The organism is Ralstonia sp. 22111, from assembly GCF_052045895.1.
In the GTDB taxonomy this organism is placed as follows: Bacteria; Pseudomonadota; Gammaproteobacteria; order Burkholderiales; family Burkholderiaceae; genus Ralstonia; species Ralstonia wenshanensis.
In genome coordinates, this window is the sequence record NZ_JBQEPR010000003.1 from 574202 (window position 1) to 592556 (window position 18355).

19 protein-coding genes and 1 pseudogene are annotated in these 18355 nt (G+C 61.2%); 11 read left to right on the forward strand and 9 right to left on the reverse strand.

The window, feature by feature from the left end; all coding sequences use genetic code 11:
- The first annotated feature begins 39 nt into the window (after positions 1 to 39).
- Positions 40 to 387 (forward strand): antibiotic biosynthesis monooxygenase family protein, encoded by a 348-nt coding sequence (locus tag ACTJK4_RS11500; protein ID WP_440817972.1) that lies wholly within the window; start codon positions 40 to 42, stop codon positions 385 to 387.
- Positions 388 to 443: 56 nt separating this feature from the next.
- On the opposite strand, the gene ACTJK4_RS11505 is transcribed toward ACTJK4_RS11500, so the two are convergent.
- From ACTJK4_RS11505 to ACTJK4_RS11525, 5 genes are all read right to left on the reverse strand, one after another.
- Complete coding sequence (locus ACTJK4_RS11505; RefSeq protein WP_433868074.1) at positions 444 to 2012, reverse strand: methyl-accepting chemotaxis protein; 1569 nt, start codon at positions 2010 to 2012, stop codon at positions 444 to 446.
- A 185-nt stretch (positions 2013 to 2197) separates the two neighbouring features.
- Positions 2198 to 3076 (reverse strand): lysophospholipid acyltransferase family protein, encoded by an 879-nt coding sequence (locus ACTJK4_RS11510; protein WP_343619982.1) that lies wholly within the window; start codon positions 3074 to 3076, stop codon positions 2198 to 2200.
- Positions 3077 to 3172: 96 nt separating this feature from the next.
- Positions 3173 to 3385, reverse strand: coding sequence for a hypothetical protein (locus ACTJK4_RS11515; protein WP_232039349.1), 213 nt, complete (start codon positions 3383 to 3385; stop codon positions 3173 to 3175).
- A 69-nt stretch (positions 3386 to 3454) separates the two neighbouring features.
- A complete protein-coding gene (locus ACTJK4_RS11520; protein ID WP_232039348.1) occupies positions 3455 to 3709 on the reverse strand; it encodes a translation initiation factor 1 in 255 nt (84 codons plus the stop codon).
- 81 nt (positions 3710 to 3790) lie between these two features.
- Complete coding sequence (locus ACTJK4_RS11525; RefSeq protein WP_260804317.1) at positions 3791 to 4021, reverse strand: isochorismatase; 231 nt, start codon at positions 4019 to 4021, stop codon at positions 3791 to 3793.
- 694 nt (positions 4022 to 4715) lie between these two features.
- Here ACTJK4_RS11525 and ACTJK4_RS11530 point away from each other — a divergent pair.
- The 8 genes and pseudogenes from ACTJK4_RS11530 (at position 4716) to ACTJK4_RS11565 (ending at position 12113) form a co-directional block, all read left to right on the forward strand.
- The gene (locus ACTJK4_RS11530) at positions 4716 to 4919 is read left to right on the forward strand and encodes a cold-shock protein (RefSeq protein ID WP_045204014.1); all 204 of its coding nucleotides are present in this window, start codon (positions 4716 to 4718) and stop codon (positions 4917 to 4919) included.
- 189 nt (positions 4920 to 5108) lie between these two features.
- The gene (locus ACTJK4_RS11535) at positions 5109 to 5435 is read left to right on the forward strand and encodes a hypothetical protein (protein WP_260804318.1); all 327 of its coding nucleotides are present in this window, start codon (positions 5109 to 5111) and stop codon (positions 5433 to 5435) included.
- Positions 5436 to 5529: 94 nt separating this feature from the next.
- Positions 5530 to 5814, forward strand: coding sequence for a hypothetical protein (locus ACTJK4_RS11540; protein WP_232039345.1), 285 nt, complete (start codon positions 5530 to 5532; stop codon positions 5812 to 5814).
- Positions 5815 to 5899: 85 nt separating this feature from the next.
- Positions 5900 to 6281 (forward strand): annotated as a pseudogene (locus ACTJK4_RS11545) (hypothetical protein).
- A 60-nt stretch (positions 6282 to 6341) separates the two neighbouring features.
- Positions 6342 to 6626, forward strand: a complete 285-nt coding sequence (locus tag ACTJK4_RS11550) for a hypothetical protein (protein WP_316871129.1) — start codon at positions 6342 to 6344, stop codon at positions 6624 to 6626.
- A gap of 415 nt (positions 6627 to 7041) precedes the next feature.
- Positions 7042 to 10683 carry a CheR family methyltransferase gene (locus ACTJK4_RS11555; protein WP_440817973.1) on the forward strand — a complete coding sequence of 1214 codons (3642 nt, stop codon included), beginning with the start codon at positions 7042 to 7044 and terminating at the stop codon, positions 10681 to 10683.
- A gap of 234 nt (positions 10684 to 10917) precedes the next feature.
- The gene (fdxA, locus tag ACTJK4_RS11560) at positions 10918 to 11256 is read left to right on the forward strand and encodes a ferredoxin FdxA (protein WP_045204019.1); all 339 of its coding nucleotides are present in this window, start codon (positions 10918 to 10920) and stop codon (positions 11254 to 11256) included.
- A gap of 32 nt (positions 11257 to 11288) precedes the next feature.
- Entirely contained in the window at positions 11289 to 12113 is an 825-nt protein-coding gene (locus ACTJK4_RS11565; protein ID WP_433868075.1) for a crotonase/enoyl-CoA hydratase family protein, read from the forward strand.
- An 18-nt stretch (positions 12114 to 12131) separates the two neighbouring features.
- Here ACTJK4_RS11565 and ACTJK4_RS11570 read toward each other — a convergent pair whose 3' ends face one another.
- Positions 12132 to 12665, reverse strand: coding sequence for an Mpo1 family 2-hydroxy fatty acid dioxygenase (locus tag ACTJK4_RS11570; RefSeq protein ID WP_316871134.1), 534 nt, complete (start codon positions 12663 to 12665; stop codon positions 12132 to 12134).
- A 149-nt stretch (positions 12666 to 12814) separates the two neighbouring features.
- On the opposite strand from ACTJK4_RS11570, the gene ACTJK4_RS11575 reads away from it, so the two are divergent.
- Positions 12815 to 13546: a Crp/Fnr family transcriptional regulator gene (locus ACTJK4_RS11575; RefSeq protein ID WP_433868076.1), complete on the forward strand. Its 732-nt coding sequence runs from the start codon at positions 12815 to 12817 to the stop codon at positions 13544 to 13546.
- Positions 13547 to 13674: 128 nt separating this feature from the next.
- Complete coding sequence (gene fusA / locus ACTJK4_RS11580) at positions 13675 to 15777, forward strand: elongation factor G (protein ID WP_322018263.1); 2103 nt, start codon at positions 13675 to 13677, stop codon at positions 15775 to 15777.
- A gap of 54 nt (positions 15778 to 15831) precedes the next feature.
- Here the strand turns inward: fusA and ACTJK4_RS11585 are convergent, their stop codons facing one another.
- The 3 genes from ACTJK4_RS11585 to ACTJK4_RS11595 all read right to left on the reverse strand — a co-directional run bounded on the left by ACTJK4_RS11585 (position 15832) and on the right by ACTJK4_RS11595 (position 17883).
- Positions 15832 to 16041, reverse strand: a complete 210-nt coding sequence (locus tag ACTJK4_RS11585; RefSeq protein ID WP_433868077.1) for a hypothetical protein — start codon at positions 16039 to 16041, stop codon at positions 15832 to 15834.
- A gap of 6 nt (positions 16042 to 16047) precedes the next feature.
- Entirely contained in the window at positions 16048 to 17205 is a 1158-nt protein-coding gene (locus ACTJK4_RS11590) for an SLC13 family permease (protein ID WP_433868078.1), read from the reverse strand.
- Between the two features lie 141 nt (positions 17206 to 17346).
- Positions 17347 to 17883 carry a helix-turn-helix domain-containing protein gene (locus ACTJK4_RS11595; RefSeq protein ID WP_232039334.1) on the reverse strand — a complete coding sequence of 179 codons (537 nt, stop codon included), beginning with the start codon at positions 17881 to 17883 and terminating at the stop codon, positions 17347 to 17349.
- Positions 17884 to 18355: the final 472 nt, after the last annotated feature.

Genomic DNA, 18355 nt, shown 5'->3' on the forward strand with positions numbered 1-18355 from the left:
GGCGGTATCTTTTATCCACGCCTAATAACGAGGTTCAGCATGACATCCGCACAAGCTTCCGACGACTCACACATGGCGGTTTTCCGCATCGGCCGCTTCGCCGTGCCTCCCGCCGCGATGCCGGCTTTCATGGAGCGCATCCAGCAAGCGAGGGCCCTGCTCGCGGCCCAACCAGGTTGTCTGAAAAGCTCAGTGCTGACGCACACAGCCGGCGCCACCGAGTTCAACGTGGTGTCCATCGTCGAATGGGCCAGCCTCCACGCGATGGAGACCGCGAAATCCGCAATCGAGGCGCAGCAGATTCAGCAGGGGTTCGATCCAGAAACGTTCCGTCGTGACCTGGGCATCAGGGCTGATACGGCTGTGTATTCGGTCGCGCCAAATTAAGAAACGCGCGGTATTGAGCGCGTTGTCTTGCCATTCACACCGCGCCAACCACAGTCTCAGGCCGTTCCGACCGGCGCCGCAATCATCTGCCCACTGCTGTCCAAGCGGAAGAATGCGACTGCATCGCGAAGCTGGCGCCCATGATCCTCTAACGAAGCAGACGCTGACGCGGCCTGCTCCACAAGCGCGGCATTCTGCTGCGTCATCTCATCCATCTGGGCAATCGCAAGGTTGATCTGCTCGATACCTCTGCTCTGTTCAACTGAGGCTTCGGCGATCTCGCTCATGATGCCTGTCACCCGTGCGATAGCCGATGTCACTTCAGACATTGTCGCCCCGGCCTCAGACGCCAATTGGGCACCATCTTCAACCTTGCTGACAGAGGCAGTAATCAAATCTTTGATTTCCTTCGCAGCCGTGGCCGAACGTTGCGCAAGTGCACGAACTTCACCTGCCACCACTGCAAAGCCGCGGCCTTGATCCCCCGCGCGGGCGGCCTCCACGGCGGCATTGAGCGCAAGAATGTTCGTCTGGAATGCAATACCTTCGATGATGCCGGTGATGTCAGCGATCTTGCTTGACCCATCACTGATTTCGGCCATAGTGCTCACGACCTTCCCAACCACGACACTGCCCTTCTGAGCGATGTTGGCAGCGCTGCTCGCCAGCGTGCTTCCCTGCTGGGCGTTGTCGGCGTTCTGCCGGACAGTCGCAGTGAGCTCTTCCATGCTGGAGGCTGTTTCTTCCAGCGAGCCGGCCTGTTCTTCTGTGCGCGTAGATAGATCGAGATTGCCCGCCGCGATTTGGCTGGTTGCAGACGCCATCGTGTCAGCCCCCGTGCGCACATGGCCGACGACGCGCAAGAGGCTTGCGTTCATCTCGCTCAGTGCACGCAAGAGGCGACCGGTTTCATCTTTGCCGTGGGTATTGATCTGCTGCGTCAAATCTCCGCGTGCTACGGCCTCGGTTGCCGAGACGGCAAAGCCAAGCGGCACAGTAATGCTGCGCGTGATGAAGAATGCAAGCATGACTGCGGCTACGATGGCGACAATCGTCACCACGATAATCGTTTGCTCTGCGATTTGCGCAAGATGGGTGACTGTCTCGCCCTGCGCCCGCGTGCGCTCCATACCAATGTTGATGAGCGCGTCGAGCGCTTGGCCAATCGGCTTGTCGGCCCCTGCAACGCCTTTGTCTCGGGTTTCAATGGATGCGCCTGATTCGACAAGGGCATCGAGCTTGGCCAAAGAAGCCCGGTAGCCCTTCGTTGCAGTCAGAAGCGTCTCGACGGCGCTTTCTTCGGTGGACGCAAATGCCCCCATGCGAAGTGAAATCTGCGCAGCCTTATCAATATCGTCCAGATTCGCCAAGAACTTGGCACGGTAATCGCCACCTCTCAGGACATAGTCCTTGTAGTTGTGAACAGCATCGCCGAACGTGTCTCTCGCCTGTTGAAGCAAACGCAGTTTCGCTACGGTGATCGACTCATATCCCCTCCACTCGCCAACGATTGCCGAGAGCCTGGCATAGGCGATGCCGCCGAGCAGCGCGGTAAGCAAAGCTGCAATCAGAAACGCAATGGCCAGACGGGCACCGATACGTAGGTCACCAAAACGGGGCAGCATCGTGCTTCTCCTGCTCAGGGCTCAGTCGATGGACGGGGGCAGCGGCCTACCGGCCGTTGTCGACACAACCTTTTTGATTGTGCTTTACGGCCATACGGCAGAGCTGGCACTTTCTGGACTATCCAAAGGAACTAAGCACAGGGTCAAGCGCTTCATGAGAGCGGGCGCGCAGAGGACACATGCGCCTATACAGTGGCCGTAGGAGCCGATGGCGCACCGGCAGGCACCTTGTATCGGTTGTAGCCCCACAGGTATTGCTGAGGAAAACGCCTGACCATCTCTTCCATTTCTGCATTGATCCATGCGGCCTGCGCTTCGGCGCCATCGGGAAGCGGGCCAGTCAGGCGCTTCACGTGCATCCGCCAGCCGCGCCCGCCGGGCAGGCGCTCGCCGGCGGCAATAATGAGGGCTGCGTTCGTCTGCTTGGCGAGTTTGCCCGGCAGCGTCATGGTGTACGCCGGCCGGCCAAAGAACGGAACCCACACACCGTCGCCCTTTGGGGCCTGATCGGGAAGAAGGCCGACCGCATCACCCTGGCGCAATGCGCGTACGAACGATCGCACGCCTTCAGATGTTGCTGGCACTGCCTTCAAGTTCGAAGTCTCGCGCACGGCATCCAGCAAGCCGCGCAGCAAGGCTTTGCGATGCGGGCGAAACATGATTGTTAGCGGAATGCGTTGTGCCGCATAGCGTGCGGCCAACTCAAAGCAACCCAGGTGGGGGGTGAGCATGATGAGCCCATTGCGCTCGGCCAATGCCTCCTGGATGACGTTCCAATCCTCGCAAATCACCTGGGCCATGCACGCATCGCTACGAAACCAAACCCTCGGCAATTCGCTCATCATTGCACCGGTTTCTGCTGCTGCCTGCCGCGCAAAGCGGGGCGCATTGAATCCGGCCTGCGCAGCATTGCGCTGGACATGACGGCGATATCCGCCGGGTAAGGCATAGAGAAGCCGCCCGCCCGCGCGCCCGATGCCGTGGATGATGCGTAATGGCAGCGAGGAAAACAGCCTCAAGAGAACAGGTAGCGCGCGCTGAGCGAATTGGGATGGGCGATGCACGGTGTTGCACTCCAGGAGTCATTTGGCTGACTTGCTGCCAGGCATTTCTGAGAGCCTCGGCCAGGACGCCGGGGGCTAGCGAACCTATGAAGGCGCTCACGGCTCGAGCGACCAACCCGGGTTGGGCACGCTTTTCCCCTCGCGATACGTCCAGCTCGCCCCGCACGTGCGGCATGTGAACGTGCTCACCGTGACCGCCGCGGTCTTGGACGCCTTGATTCTCTGGGTATCGGTGATTCGTAAGAAGGCATGACCGGACGCACCAAGTCGGTGGACTTCAATCGCAAGGCAAGCGCGGCAGAGTGTCATGCCAATTCCTCTCTTAAATAACGTGGGCGCGATGTAGCGCGAAGAGCATTCGTACGCTTCGTCTTTCGTCTAGACGCCAAAGACAGGAGCACCGTACTTCAACAGCAATTGCTCGATCTGATTCATATCATCGGTGCGCGGTGTTCTGTCTTCTGTCACGCGTGACGGCCCACCATAGACGGCAGCAACATGCCTGCGCACCGTCAGTACATCATTGGCCGGTGGCGCGACGATGACGGCATCACCCGGTACGTGTCGATAGCTGCCATCTTTCCAGCCCTCGGGCGTCAGATGCAGCTCTTCCCACTCTTCGCTAACAGACATGGTGATTTCCTTCCGGTTGACAGCTGGGTTGCGCCTGCTCTTGCCGCAAGCGGAAAAGCCGCGCGGGGCGGCTTTGGCGGTTCATTTCTTGTGATGGGGCGCCAAGCGTGCGATGGCTGCCCTTCCTGCAAGCCGTGCAGCATTCCTTGCGAGCGCTTCCGTGCCATGTACGTTGTGACGCATCGAGACGTTGGCGAGGATGCGTTCCGTGCCATCCCTGTACTCATTGATGAGGTAGGTGGCAAACCAGACGCCTGGTTCTTGTTCAATTGGGTACACGGACACCGTGTACGGGGAGTCGATTTTGTTCAATACACTGCTAGATTTCGGGCGAGAGCTGATGCAGGCATGAAGCGCCTGAGCAAACCAGTTCCTGCTGATGAGCTACGCCACGATGGGTAGGGCCAACGCCTTTGGGTCATGCATACAAATGCACGGAGCAAGCGATTGGCAACGAGGTGACCGTACTTGCGTAGGCTGGCACGCCTAGTACATGCGCGCTGGGTACGGAGCGGATAAACCGCCGGTCAGGTAGGTGATGAGCCGTGCGGCCCAAGATGATTCGGGTGTACGCCCGACGGGTGGCCAGCGTTTGATGAGTCTTCTTTGCCAGGCACCCAGCCCGATCGATTCGAAGAACGGGTAAAGGTTGCGCATAGTAACAGCTTGTCGCAATCACTGCTCTATGGGCCCCTCAATGGCTCGCGTTGCGGGTAGCAATGGAATGCCACTGCTCGACCTTCACAACCGAACGCGGCGGCGTATGGACAACATGGAATGGTTGCAAAGAGCGGCCCCATCCACATTCACGACTTATTTCCGGGTTTACCTCCTTTTCAATTGACAGAACCTTGCGATGCCGGTAAACCTTGCGTCGCAGGCTTTTCAAGCAGTTACTCCGATGTTCTGGGTTGTCACGCTAGGCGACACCTTTTTCTCATTGTTCCTTCCTTGATTGTCATGCCTGGTGAGCATGGGCTCGACCAGAACATTTAAGGAATCCAACATGGAAACCGGTATCGTAAAGTGGTTCAACGACTCCAAGGGCTTCGGCTTCATCACCCCTGACGCAGGCGGCAATGATCTGTTTGCTCATTTCTCTGAAGTTCAGGGCAATGGGTTCAAGTCGCTTCAAGAGGGGCAGAAAGTCAGCTTTGTATCGGGCGTAGGCCAAAAAGGCCCGGTCGCGACCAAGATTACGGCGAACTGATCGCTATCGCGCGCAATAAAAAAACCTCGCTACGCGGGGTTTTTTTTCGTCGCTCACTCATCTGGCGCTAGCCCCGACACGCAGCCGTGCATATATGGGAGTACAGTGAGCCCCACCACTCTCATGCTCCGCACACGGACGCTTGCCCGTTGATGCTCCGACTGGCGATGTAAGTCATGGAGATCCGTGATGCTCGACCTTGTCGCGTTTACCAAGCCGGTGCTCGATGAAATTACCGGGCAGGATGTGCGGACCTGGCTCTTCGAACCGAGTGTGCTCGGCGCAAACTGGCAAGTGCCTCAGTTCGATAGCCGTATCTGGCACGTGAGGACGTTGACGATCGCGTTTGCGCACGATGCCATGAATCAGTTGATGCACGCAGACCGGCAAGACCTCGGTCAGTTGCAGCGCATGCTTGACCGTTTTCTACGGGCACAGTTGGGCGCGCATGCCCAAGCGGACCGTGGAGATCGGATGCTCGTGATCACCGTCGATCATTTGGGGGCGGACTCATAACTAACTGCCCCGGCCAATCAGCAGATTGCTGTGGCCAGTCAATGTCGATATCCAGCCGGGTATCGATCACGTCCACCATCGGTTGGAGCCATTCATGAATGCAAGCCCGTCAGCCACGTACAAGGGTTTCGACCTGTATCCATTGGTATACAGGACCGAGATGGCCCAGTCTTGGCCGCGCAAGCGTGCCGATCGTACCTTCAACGCATCTGTGGTGATCTGCCTAGCAGGTCATCAACCAGGAGCCGAGCACTCGCGCGTTTTTCGAATGACACCCACCGTTTGGGAGAATGTCGGCACCGCGAGGCGGGGGGCGCTGAAGTTCGGCGAGGACGTCATCAATGGCCTGGTACCCGGCGAATCGGTGGCGTCGCTGTAAGGGGTGCAACGTGTTTCTGTTGCCCTTGCTTGATTGATATTGCGTTGGCGAGGCGCGTTGCTCGCATGACAAACCAGGAAGCAAGATGAATCATGCGACCGACAAGACCAGCTTTCTCTGCACACTCCCCGGAGCGGCAAAAGGCATGGCGTACTCCATCACTGTGGGCTTTGTCCGCGATGGAGAGCCGAACTGCGTCCAATTCACCAGTTTCGTGGGGGAAGGAAGGCGGTCCTTCAGGGTGTTGGCAAGCGCGCCGGATCTAGTCTCGGCAGCCATGGGCGGCATTGAAAGCTTGTGTCGCCTGGCCATCGCGCAAGTTATCCGAGACAGCCTCCACGCGAAAACCGCACAAGGTGACCATACCCTCGATATGCACGTGCAGCCTTGGCAAGGAGACCTCAAACCAGCGGGATCACGGGGCGCATGAATGGCCGCGCAATCCGCATTCGCTCGTTCGCGGATAGTTCAATGGAGCAAGCGGAAAGAGCGTACAGTGAGGCCACCCCTTTTCAACGGAGATTGCTGTGGATGCCTATCCGACTTGCCGCTATAAGGGGTTCGATGTTTACCCCCTGATCTACCTCTTTGACCCGCCTCGTGAATGGCATGAGCGGCGTCCCGATCGGTCTTACAGTGCTTCCGTGTTGATTTGCCAGGAAGGGATGCCGCCCAGTACCGAGCATTCTCGTATTTTCGCGCTGCAGGCCGATCATTGGGAGAGCATTGGTATCGCCAGACGGGCGGCAACGAAGATGGCGGAAGCCATCATTGATGGATTTATCCCGGGCCAGTCAATGGTTTCCGCGTAGTTTCGCCGATCGGCAGTTCGGGGCAGCGCCGTTACTGCTGGGTGCACGCACCAGTGACCTACAGGGCCCGTTCCCGCTCCCGCAACCACCTCAGTTTCTCTGTATCCCGCTCCGCCCCGCCGAAGAGATCGGGACGTTTCCCGCATCCTCTCCCGGCGGCTCACATCGGCCAGCGGCGCCATCGCCCACGCACGGGCGGTGGCTGATCCTCAACTGCGCGGGCACGGGCGTCGGCGCGGCATGGGGAGCGATCTGGCAAGCGAACACGGCTTCAGCGTCACTCTCGAACACTCGCAACGTCACCGCCGAGATACCTGCACCATGCATAGGCGTGAGGAGCGTCCCGTATGGTTGATGCGCGTAAATGGCCGGGATAGACTGCGCCGACGTTTTACAACAAGGTAGGAGTGCAGACGTGGCGTCGATGCCTTCGGAGCTGTTGCGGGTGGTGGTGCTGGGAGGATCGGCAGGTAGCCTGGATGCGTTGCGTACGATTGCGGCCGCGCTGCCAGAAAACCCTGGGTTCGCGGTACTCGTCATTACGCATCTCGACCCGAACCAAGAGAGCCAACTGGCCGGCATCCTCCAAGCGGATTCGCGCATGCCGGTTGAAAGACTCGTTCATCTGCGCAAAATCGAACACGACCGGTTCTATGTGCTGCCCGAGAACGCCGGTGTGATTGCACTTGACGGTCATTTCCGGCTCACGCGCCGGCAGGCTGGCCTTCACCTGCCGATCGATGCCTGCTTGGCGTCGCTCGCCCAGGATCCCGACGTCAACGGCGCAGCGGTCATCCTTTCCGGCATTGGTCAAGATGGAGCCAGCGGCCTTGTCGACCTTAAAGCCTCCGGCGGCTTCGTCATCGCCCAGCAGCCGCAGTCGGCCAGCCAACAAAGCATGCCGGCCGCGGCAATCGACACCGGTCTGGTCGACGAGGTGTTGCCACCGGAAGACATAGCCCAGTGCCTGGTCCGGCGCTTTGGTGAAGCGCCCCAACCCGAGACCGCCAACGCCCAGGCAGGCGACGCCGACGCCCTCGGCACTGCGCTCGCCGTCGTGCAGCAAAAGACCGGTATCAACCTCAGCTACGTCAAGGACGTCAACCTGCGTCGTCGATTCTTGCGCCGTGTGCTGCTACAGAAGGACCGCGACGTAGGCGGCTACCTGCAGTTGCTGCGCGGGGATGCGCGGGAAGCCGAAGCACTGCGAGATGACATTCTCATTGGCGTAACCGCGTTCTTCCGCGATGTCGAGTTCGTCAACGTGCTCAGGCAAACGGTGATACCAGCCCTCCTGGAACTGAAGCACGATCCGATCCGCGTATGGGTGCCTGCCTGCTCGACAGGCGAGGAGGTCTACACCATCGCCACGCTGCTGAAAGATGCGCTGGACCGGGAAGCGCCACACCGCCGCGTTCAAATTTTCGGCACCGACATCAACGAGGCGTCCATCGAGATTGCGCGCGCAGGTAGGTATGGCATTGCCGCGGTGGACGACGTGCCGGAGGCGTTTCGCGAGCGCACCTTCGCAGCGACGTCCGGAGGCTACGTCGTGCGCAAGTCGATCCGGGATATGTGTGTCTTCGCACGGCACAACGTGCTGACCCACGCGCCCTTCTCCGGCATGGGGCTCATCAGTTGCCGCAATCTTCTTATCTACTTGCGCAAAGAAGCACAGCAGCATGTGCTCGAGATGCTGCACTACGCCTGCCGGCCAGATGGCTTCGTGCTGCTTGGCCGGGCCGAGGCAGCATCGGGAGTCGATGGCTTCGAGCATGCCGGCGCACCGCACCTCTACCGTAAGGTGCCCGTGGCAAAGCGGCAGCAGGCGACCTTCCCGATCGATGCACTGCGGCCATGGGCGAGCCAAGGCGGCACACCACCGGTGCGCCGTGTGCAGCCCGTCGACCCGGTTATTGAGGCCGCCAATCGGGTCGCGCTCGAACGGTATGCGCCACCCGGCTTCATCGTCGATGAGAACGGTAACGTAGTGCACTTTTGCGGCGATGTGTCGGGCTTCGTCGCGCCCGCGAGCGGCGAAGCGTCGCTGGCGCTGCCGCGCCTGTTACAGCCGGAACTCAACGTGACGGTGCGCACCGCGCTGATCGAAGCCAAGCGAACAAGCCAGCCGGTGCGTCGAGAGCGCGTGGCGCTTGGAGACACGCGCTTCGCGCTGGACGTGCTGCCGCTAATTGCCGAAGACCTGGTACCGCATTTCTTGGTCACGCTGGAGCGCCTGCCAGACGACGCGCTCGCCGTACAGAGCACCAGCCCAGGCTCACCCCATACGCGCGTTCAGGAACTTGAGCGTACCGTCACCACGTTGTCAGATGAACTCGAAGCTGCACAGGCGCAGCTCAAGACAGTGGTTGCGGAATTCGAGTCGACCAACGAGGAGCTCAGGACTGCCAACGAGGAGATGCTCAGCACCAACGAAGAACTCCAGAGCGCCAATGAAGAGTTATTGCTGGCAAAGCAAGAGCTGGAGTCGGCCAACCAGGAGCTGGGCTCCCTGAACGTCGAGCTGAAATCGCGCAACGATCAACTCGACAGGGCGAATGACGACTTGAGCAATCTTGTCGAAGGCATCCCGCTGCCCGTCCTGCTACTTGATCGGCAATTGTGCCTGCGCCATTTCTCGCCGCAGGCCCAGACGCTGTTTGGCTTGCCCGAAGACAGCGTCGGGCGGCCGTTGGCACAGTTGAACCGCCTCTTCTCGGCCGCTGATGTCGAGCACATAGTGCAGTCCGCCGTCCAAGGCCTGGCAGGCTTGGAGCAGGAGTACCAGGACAGCGAGGGCCGCTGGTGGCTGGTCAACGTGCGCGCCTACCGTACCGCCGATGATCGCATCGACGGCGCAGTGCTTGCCTTCCAGGACATCGACGAGCTCAAGCGGGCAGTCAGCACGGCGCAAGCCGCTCGGTGCGAAGCCGAACGCGCTAACACTGCCAAGGACAACTTTCTCGGCCTCGTTTCGCACGAACTGCGGGCGCCACTCAACGTAATCTCAACTTGGGCGGCAGTCCTCATGGCTGCCAGCGAAAACAAGGATCAACATGCCATCAAGACGATCCTGCGCCATTGTCAGTTGCAGGCCGAATTGATCGACGACCTGCTGGATGTGTCCCGGATCTCTTCCGGCCGATTCTCGCTCGATGTGAAGCCCATCGACTTTGCAGCCGCCGTCCGTACCGTGGTGGAAGGCCATCGGCCCGCAGCGGCCAAGAAGGAAATCACGCTGATCACCTCCGGCTTGCAAACCAAAGCCGTCGTCAGTGGCGATGCGCGCCGTCTGCAACAGGTGGCGTCCAATCTGATCGGCAATGCTTTGAAGTTCACGCCGGAGGGTGGCCGGGTCGAAGTCGCCTTAACGCGCCTCGGAACGCTGGTCGAACTCTCCGTCACGGACAACGGCATCGGCGTGAAACCCGAACTGCTGCCGCAGCTGTTCGACCGCTTCATGCAGTCCGATACCAGTCGGACACGTGAATACGGCGGGCTCGGGTTGGGTCTGTCGATCGTCAAGCATCTGGTTGCTGCGCACGGGGGCACCGTGACAGCGAGCAGCGAGGGCGAAGGTCGAGGCACCAGGCTGACGGTTCGCCTACCGCTCATTCAGGCCCTGGTTGACGAGCATGCGTTCGCTGGGCGCGCGGCGAACGGAGCCGAACGGCTGGATGGCTTATCGGTGCTGCTGGTCGACGATGACACGCAGTCTCAGGAAGCCCTGACCTACCTGCTTCGCAGTCTGGGTGCGCAGGTACAGACAGCCTCCGGGGCCAAAGAGGCACTGACGTGCATCGGGGCTGGTTCGTTCGACATTCTTGTGAGCGATCTCGCGATGCCAGGAACGGATGGCCACGCGCTGCTGCGAAGCATTCGGCAACAAGAAGGCGGGCGACGACGTATCTACGCGTTGGCGCTCACCGGCCTGGCCTCCCTGCAGGATCGGGACGCCGCGATTGCCGCCGGATTCGACGACCACCTGCCCAAGCCGGTCAACGTTGAATTGTTGTTGGAAAAGCTATCGCTCGGACGGGGGCGTCAGGCGCAATAAACCCGGGCACGAGCTTCACGCCTCCGCCCGATTAATCTCACTGGATTAACCGCTCGCGGGCGCGAACCGCAAGGTGTGACGGCGTCTTCAGGGCTGGACACAAGCACCGACCCCGTCGAGCGCCTGCTCCCTCCCGTGTATGCAAACCCACGCAGTGAGCCCCTCACGGCGTGAGGCCTGATGCAGCATAATTCTGAGCGAATTTTGAACAAGTTTTGAACACCCCGCGTAGTTATGCCATATGTAGTTACCGAGTCCTGCATTCAATGCAAATACACCGACTGCGTCGCCGTCTGCCCGATGGACTGCTTCCACGCCGGCCCGAATTTTCTGGTGATCGATCCGGATGAATGCATCGATTGCTCGATCTGCGTACCGGAGTGCCCGGTGGGCGCGATCTATCCGGTGGCTGAGGTGCCTGCGGACCAGCAGGACTTCATCGCCTTGAACGCACAACTCTCTCGTCGCGCCGACTGGCCCCGCCTGACCAAGGTGCAACCGCCGCTGCCCGATCATGCGCATTGGGCGCAAGTGAAGGACAAGCGCGATGTATTGGTTATCGCTCCCGACTGATTCGACGCCTACCTCGCACAGGACACTTTTTCATGACTGAACGCATCCTGCTCAACATCGACGCTGGCGTGGCCGAAGTCCGGCTCAACCGTCCCGAGAAGATGAACGCCATCGACCCTGCCATGTTCGAAGGGCTCGTCACCATTGGCGAGCGCCTGATGAACGAGGCAGATCTACGAGCCGTGGTGCTTTCGGGCGAGGGCCGGGCCTTTTGCGCGGGACTGGACATGGCCAGCATGGCGAGCCTGGGCCGCAGCGACGCGGGTTCGGACATCAGCGCCCGGCATCTTGCGAAGCGCACGCATGGGGCGGCCAATCTGCCGCAATACGCCTGCACGGTATGGCGCGACCTGCCGGTGCCGGTGCTGGCAGCGGTGCATGGTGTCGCTTACGGCGGCGGGCTGCAGATCGCGCTGGGCGCGGACGTGCGCTACGTAGCCGCCGACACGCGCCTGTCGGTCATGGAAATCAAATGGGGCCTGGTGCCCGACATGGGCGGCATGGCGCTCACGCGCGGGCTGGTCCGCCCGGATCGGCTGCGCGAGCTGATCTACAGCGGCCGCATCGTCAACGGCGAAGAAGCCTGCGCCTTGGGCCTGGCGACGCACGTCGTGGACGATCCGCACGCTGCAGCGCTGGCGGCAGCGCGCGACATTGCTCAGAAGAGCCCCGACGCCATCCGCGCCAGCAAGCGCTTGATGCGTGTTGTGGAAGATGGCGACACCGCCGCCATTCTGCTGGCGGAGTCGATCGAGCAAGACCGGCTGATCGGCGCGGCCAATCAGCGTGAGGCGATGCTGGCGGGCATGCAGAATCGCGCACCGGTCTTTCAGCCGGCCGCAAAGCTTGCAGGGTAATAGCCCGGGGCGAGCAGCTCAGGCGGCGGCGTGCTTGCCGCCCATCGAGGCGCGCATGGCGTGCGAACGGCTGACCACCTCGTCGTGCAACTTCGCGCGCAAACCCAGAGCAAACGCCGTCTCGGCCACGAGGAACAGCGGGCCGATCACCAGGCCCGCCAGGTCATCAACAAACGCCGGCTTGCGTCCTTCGTAGTAGTGACCGACAAACTGGATGATCCAGCCGATCACGAACAGGCCAATGCCCATTGACAACCACGCTGCCGTCGAATGCGCGGCCACATGGTTGCCGGTCCATACGCAGACGCCGATCAGCGCAAACATCACCACGCCGAACACCGCATCCAAGCGCAAGTAGAACAGTGTCGTCAGCGCCAGCACGATCAGCGCGGGCGTCAGGGGAACACCTGATAGGTCTGCCAGCACGGGCCGCGACAGCAACACCGCGACCGCCAGCACAATCGCCGGGATGCCGACAAAGTGCGTGGCAATATTGCGGCCGTCCAGGTGGTAGGCGGCGTAGTTGGAAAGATGGTCAGACAATGTCCGCATGAGGGCCTCCGGATTTTTGTGCGTTTGCAGCATGGACGCTCCAGCCGCACGCTCGTTATGATCGTTTCATCGTAGTCAGTGGATGGCACCCTGCTCTGTCGCGTAGCCGACAAATTCCACGTTTCCGAAGCGCTCCTCAGTCGCCCCTCATGGACCACACCGTCGCCACATCCGGCACGCTGGACGCCGCCTCGTACCGCGAACGCCTGCACGCCAGCAGCTGGTTCGGGACGTTGGACGCGACCTTGCAGGACGCATTGATCGACATTGCGGGGGTGCGTCGCCTGGGCGCTGGCGAGATCCTCTTCCAGCGTGGCGACGCACCCGACGGCCTGTACTGCGTGGTGGAGGGCACGATCCGCATCGGTGCGACGAGTGCGGACGGCCGCGAAGCCTTGCTGGCCGTGCTGGAACCGGTCAACTGGTTTGGTGAGATCGGGGTGTTCGATCGCCAACCGCGCACGCACGATGCCCGCGCCGACGGCAATACGACGTTGCTGCACATGCCGCAAGCGGCGCTCATCGCCCTGCTGGAGAGCTCACCCGCGCTGCTGCATGCGTTTGCCTTGCTCCTGACCCACAAGCTGCGTCTGACCTTTATCGTGCTCGAAGAGACTGCCCTGCTGCCGGCCCCCGTACGCGTGGCGCGGCGCCTGCTACTGATGGCCGACGGCTATGGCGACCTGCGTCTGGGCACGCGGCGTGTGCTGCACGTGCCACAAGAACAGCTTGCGCAATTGCTGGCACTGTCGCGCCAAACCGTGAACCAGGTTTTGAAGGATTTCCAGGCGCGCGGCATCCTCAGGCTGGCGTACGGAGAAATCGAACTGCTCGACTTTGCACGCCTGCACCAACTCGCATATGAGGGAGCAAGGGGGTGAAATCTCATCCAATACCCCTACATGCGATGGGTTAGGACCGATCCTATAATGTGTTCCCACTCGCACATTCGCCCTTCGCATGGTGCGGAGTCGGCGATGCGAGTGTCCTTCAACGGAAGAGAAACATCATGCCCCGCCAGACCCCCATCGAGCGCTATCGCAACATCGGCATCTCGGCGCACATCGACGCCGGCAAAACCACCACGACCGAGCGCATCCTGTTCTACACAGGGGTCAATCACAAGATAGGCGAGGTGCATGACGGCGCGGCCACGATGGACTGGATGGAGCAGGAGCAAGAGCGCGGCATCACCATCACGTCGGCGGCCACGCACTGCATGTGGCGCGGCATGGCCGGTAACTACCCGGAACACCGCATCAACATCATCGACACCCCAGGCCACGTCGATTTCACCATCGAGGTGGAACGCTCCATGCGCGTGCTCGACGGCGCCTGCATGGTCTACGACTCCGTGGGCGGCGTGCAGCCGCAGTCCGAAACCGTCTGGCGCCAGGCCAACAAGTACAAGGTGCCGCGCATTGCGTTCGTCAACAAGATGGACCGCATCGGTGCGGATTTTTTCCGTGTCGAGCGCCAGATGCGTGAACGCCTGAAGGGCAACCCGGTGCCGATCCAGATTCCCGTTGGCGCGGAAGACGGTTTCCGCGGCGTGGTCGACCTCGTCAAGATGAAAGAGATCTTGTGGGACGATGCCTCGCAGGGCGTGAAGTTCGAATACACCGACATTGACCCGGCGCTGCTGCCCATCGCGCAGGAATGGCGCGAAAAGATGGTGGAAGCCGCGGCGGAAGCGGATGAAGAACTGCTCAACAAGTACCTCGGCGGCGAAGAGCTGACCGAGGAAGAGATCAAGCGCGCCTTGCGCAAACGCACCATTGCCGGCGAAATCCAGCCGATGCTGTGCGGCTCCGCTTTCAAGAACAAGGGCGTGCAGGCCATGCTGGACGCGGTGGTCGACTACCTGCCTTCGCCGGTGGACATTCCCGCCATTGAAGGCCATGGCGAGAAGGACGAGCCGCTTGAGCGCCATCCCAGCGACAGCGAGCCCTTCGCCGCCCTCGCCTTCAAGATCATGACCGATCCGTTCGTCGGCCAGCTCGCGTTCTTTCGCGTGTACTCGGGCAAGATCAATTCGGGCGATACGGTTTACAACTCGGTCAAGCAGAAGAAGGAACGCCTTGGCCGCATCTTGCAGATGCATGCCAACCAGCGCGAAGAGATCAAGGAAGTGCTGGCCGGCGACATCGCCGCTGCGGTGGGCCTGAAGGATGTAACGACCGGCGAAACGCTGTGCGACCCGGAGCACGTCATCGTGCTGGAGCGCATGGAGTTCCCTGAGCCCGTGATCAGCCAGGCTGTCGAGCCCAAGACCAAGGCCGACCAAGAAAAGATGGGGATCGCCCTGAACCGCCTGGCACAGGAAGACCCGTCGTTCCGCGTGAAGACGGATGAGGAATCCGGCCAGACCATCATTTCGGGCATGGGCGAGTTGCACCTCGAAATCCTGGTCGACCGCATGAAGCGCGAGTTTGGCGTGGAAGCGACTGTCGGCAAGCCGCAGGTGGCCTACCGCGAAACCATCAAGAAGGCCGCTGAAGACGTCGAAGGCAAGTTCGTCAAGCAGTCGGGCGGACGGGGCCAATACGGCCACGCGGTCATCACGCTGGAGCCGAACGAGGGCAAGGGCTACGAGTTCGTCGACGAGATCAAGGGCGGCGTGATTCCGCGCGAGTTCATCCCGGCGGTGGACAAGGGCATTCGTGACACGCTCAACACGGGCGTGCTGGCGGGCTACCCGGTGGTCGACGTCAAGGTGCGCCTGACCTTCGGCTCGTACCACGACGTGGATTCAAATGAAAACGCGTTCCGCATGGCTGGCTCGATGGCCTTCAAAGAGGCCATGCGCAAGGCCGGCCCCATCCTGCTCGAACCGATGATGGCCGTGGAAGTGGAAACGCCCGAAGATTACATGGGCAACGTGATGGGTGACCTGTCTTCACGGCGCGGCATGGTGCAGGGTACGGAAGACATTGCGGGCGGCGGGGGCAAGATCGTCAAGGCCGAAGTGCCGTTGGCCGAGATGTTCGGGTACTCGACCGCGCTGCGTTCCGCCACGCAAGGCCGTGCGACGTACACGATGGAGTTCAAGCACTACGCCGAAGCCCCGCGCAATGTGTCCGAAGCGGTGATATCGGCCAAGAAGGTCTGACGTTTCTTGCGTCATCCACTGCGGCTGCCTAGTGCGGCCGCAGTGCTTTGTACGCTAGCCCGCAGGCAGGTTCTCGACGCAGAAATCGATGAACGCATGCACCTTCGCCGGCAGGGAACGACGCGACGGATACAGCGCGTACAACGCAAAGCGCTCGTCCGGCCAATCGGAAAACAAGTCGGCCAGCTGACCGCTACGCCACAGCGGTGCTTCCGTACCGAGCGCCATCATTAGGCTAGCTTTCGCGCCCGATTGGGATGCCATGCAAGCCTAGCGCAGCCACATCAGCCACGCGTACACGATACCCGCCGCAGCCAGTAGAAACGGCATCGAGTACGCATGAAACACCCACCAGGCGCGCCGGTCACCCAACATGCGCAACGCGATCAAGTTGGCCAACGAGCCAATCAGCGTGCCAAATCCGCCTACGCTGACCGCAAAGGCAATCATCGGCCAGTCATGCGAATACTCGGCCAGCAGGATCGCCGCCGGCACGTTACTGATGATCTGCGACACGCCAATGCCAGCCCAGTACAGATGCATTGGATTGCTCAACGCCAACGCGTCCAGCGCCTGCCGCACGACGCCAAGCTGCGCCACCAGCCGCAGGTCAATGAACATCAGCATGAACACAAGCAGGAGGCCCCAGTCCACCCGGGCCAGCACATAGCGTGCGCCGATCAGGTACAGCCCGATTAACCCCGCAGCCGCGACCAGCGGATGGCCCAGATCGGTCAGCACGAGAAAAGGCACGTACAAGACAAGCGCCGGCACCAGCAGACGCTTGTGCAATTCCACGTCGGTGGCTTCAGCATGCAGATGGATTTCGTGCGAGGCAAACGCCAGCCACGTCACCAGCAGAAGCAAAGCCATCAGGAGCACGACCATCGGCGCCATCTGCCAGACAAATGCGCCAAACGACAGCCCGGATTGATGCCACAGGAAGAGGTTCTGCGGATTGCCGATCGGCGTGAGCGCTGAACCCGCGTTGACCGCCAGCGCCTCGAATATCACCAGCCGCGCCACCGGCAGGTTGGCGACCTGCCGCAAACCGACGGTGAGCGGCACGATCACGAACAACGCCACATCGTTGGTCAATATGGTCGACAGCGCCGCCGAAGCCGCTACCAGGCTGAGCGCCAGTACACGCTCGCTGCTGACGACTTCGACCAGGCGCCGGCCGAGCAACTGCAGCATGCCGCTGGCCTCTACCGCCTTGGTCAGGATGAGCAAACCGGCCAATGCGGCAATGGTGTGCCAGTCAATCAGCGCCGGATACTCAACGATGCGCTTGGGCGCCGCAAGCGTCAGAGCGCCGCAGATGGCCAACAGCGACCAGAAGAAAACGTCTTGTTTGAGGTGATGCCAGAACGGCGGATGTTGCGGTACGGCTTGCGCCATGTGCGTGCGTGGCGGATCGCCGTGCATAGGAAAGGAGAAGGAAACGTTAGCGCAAACGCGCACAAACCAACTGGGCGAGGTTTGCCCGGCCGATTGTAGTGCGACTGCTTCCTGCGCTCAATCGCAAGCCGGGCGCTTGCGTGCCCGGCCTATACCAGAATGATCCGCTTACGACTCGCGCGAACCCGAACCGCCGCCCGGGCGATCTGAGCCGCTCGACGAACCGCCGGCGCCCGGCCTGTCCGAAGACGTCATGCGCGAGCGATCCTCGGCGCCGCCGCCCGCATGCGGGGCACCTTGCTGGCCAGCTTGGCTGTGCGAGGCACCCGGGTGATAGGCGGACTGCGGATGGCGCTCCGGCCCGCGATACTGGCCTGCAAGGCCATGACCGCCGCCCGTGCCGCCCATCGAGCCATGCTCCGAACGCTCGTGGCCAGCTTCCGCTCCACCGCCCGATTGCGTTGGCTGAGCCGGATGATTGGCAATCACGCGCTCAATCTCGGCAACGGCTTCTCGCGGCGCCAGAACGACCTCCAGTCCCAGCGCGCCGGCCACGGCCATCAGCGTCGACAGGCGGGGATCGGCACGACCGGATTCCGCGCGCAAATACGCTTCGCGAGAGATACCGGCCATCTTGGCGACATCTTCCTGTTTGAGCTTGCGCGACTTGCGCAGACTGTGTAACTGCTTGAAAGGCTGTTCCATCTGTTCGCTCCTGCACCTGAGATGGGAAACACCGCCGGGTCTGGACCCGATCGATGGGCTGAAAATATGCGGGTCGGGTGGCTGCACCTTCGTCCGCGGTCATACACAGCACGGCAACGGTGGCGGTTCTCTATGCACGCCGTTGCACACTTTTTGGGGCGGCCTCCGTGATGTGTTTTCTACAGAGTAGACGTAATTTCGACTGCACCCAATATTGACGCGTGATGAAAGCGCATCTCATCAACCCTGCTTATGGTGACAAGGCGCCTTGAGGGTCAGTTCCCTTACAGATGCCGTTTTCTTCGCTTGGCAGGCGGTTTTTGTGATGCCTCAAGCGCAAATCCTTGCACCCGCACTACGTTTCGTCGATCCGCGCTTGCCCTATCCGCCAATTGGAGGGTGCACGGCGGGAGAGAACCGCCTGAGCCCTCTGCATCACGGTGGGGCGACTGCGCGTGCCTCTCGTCACGCA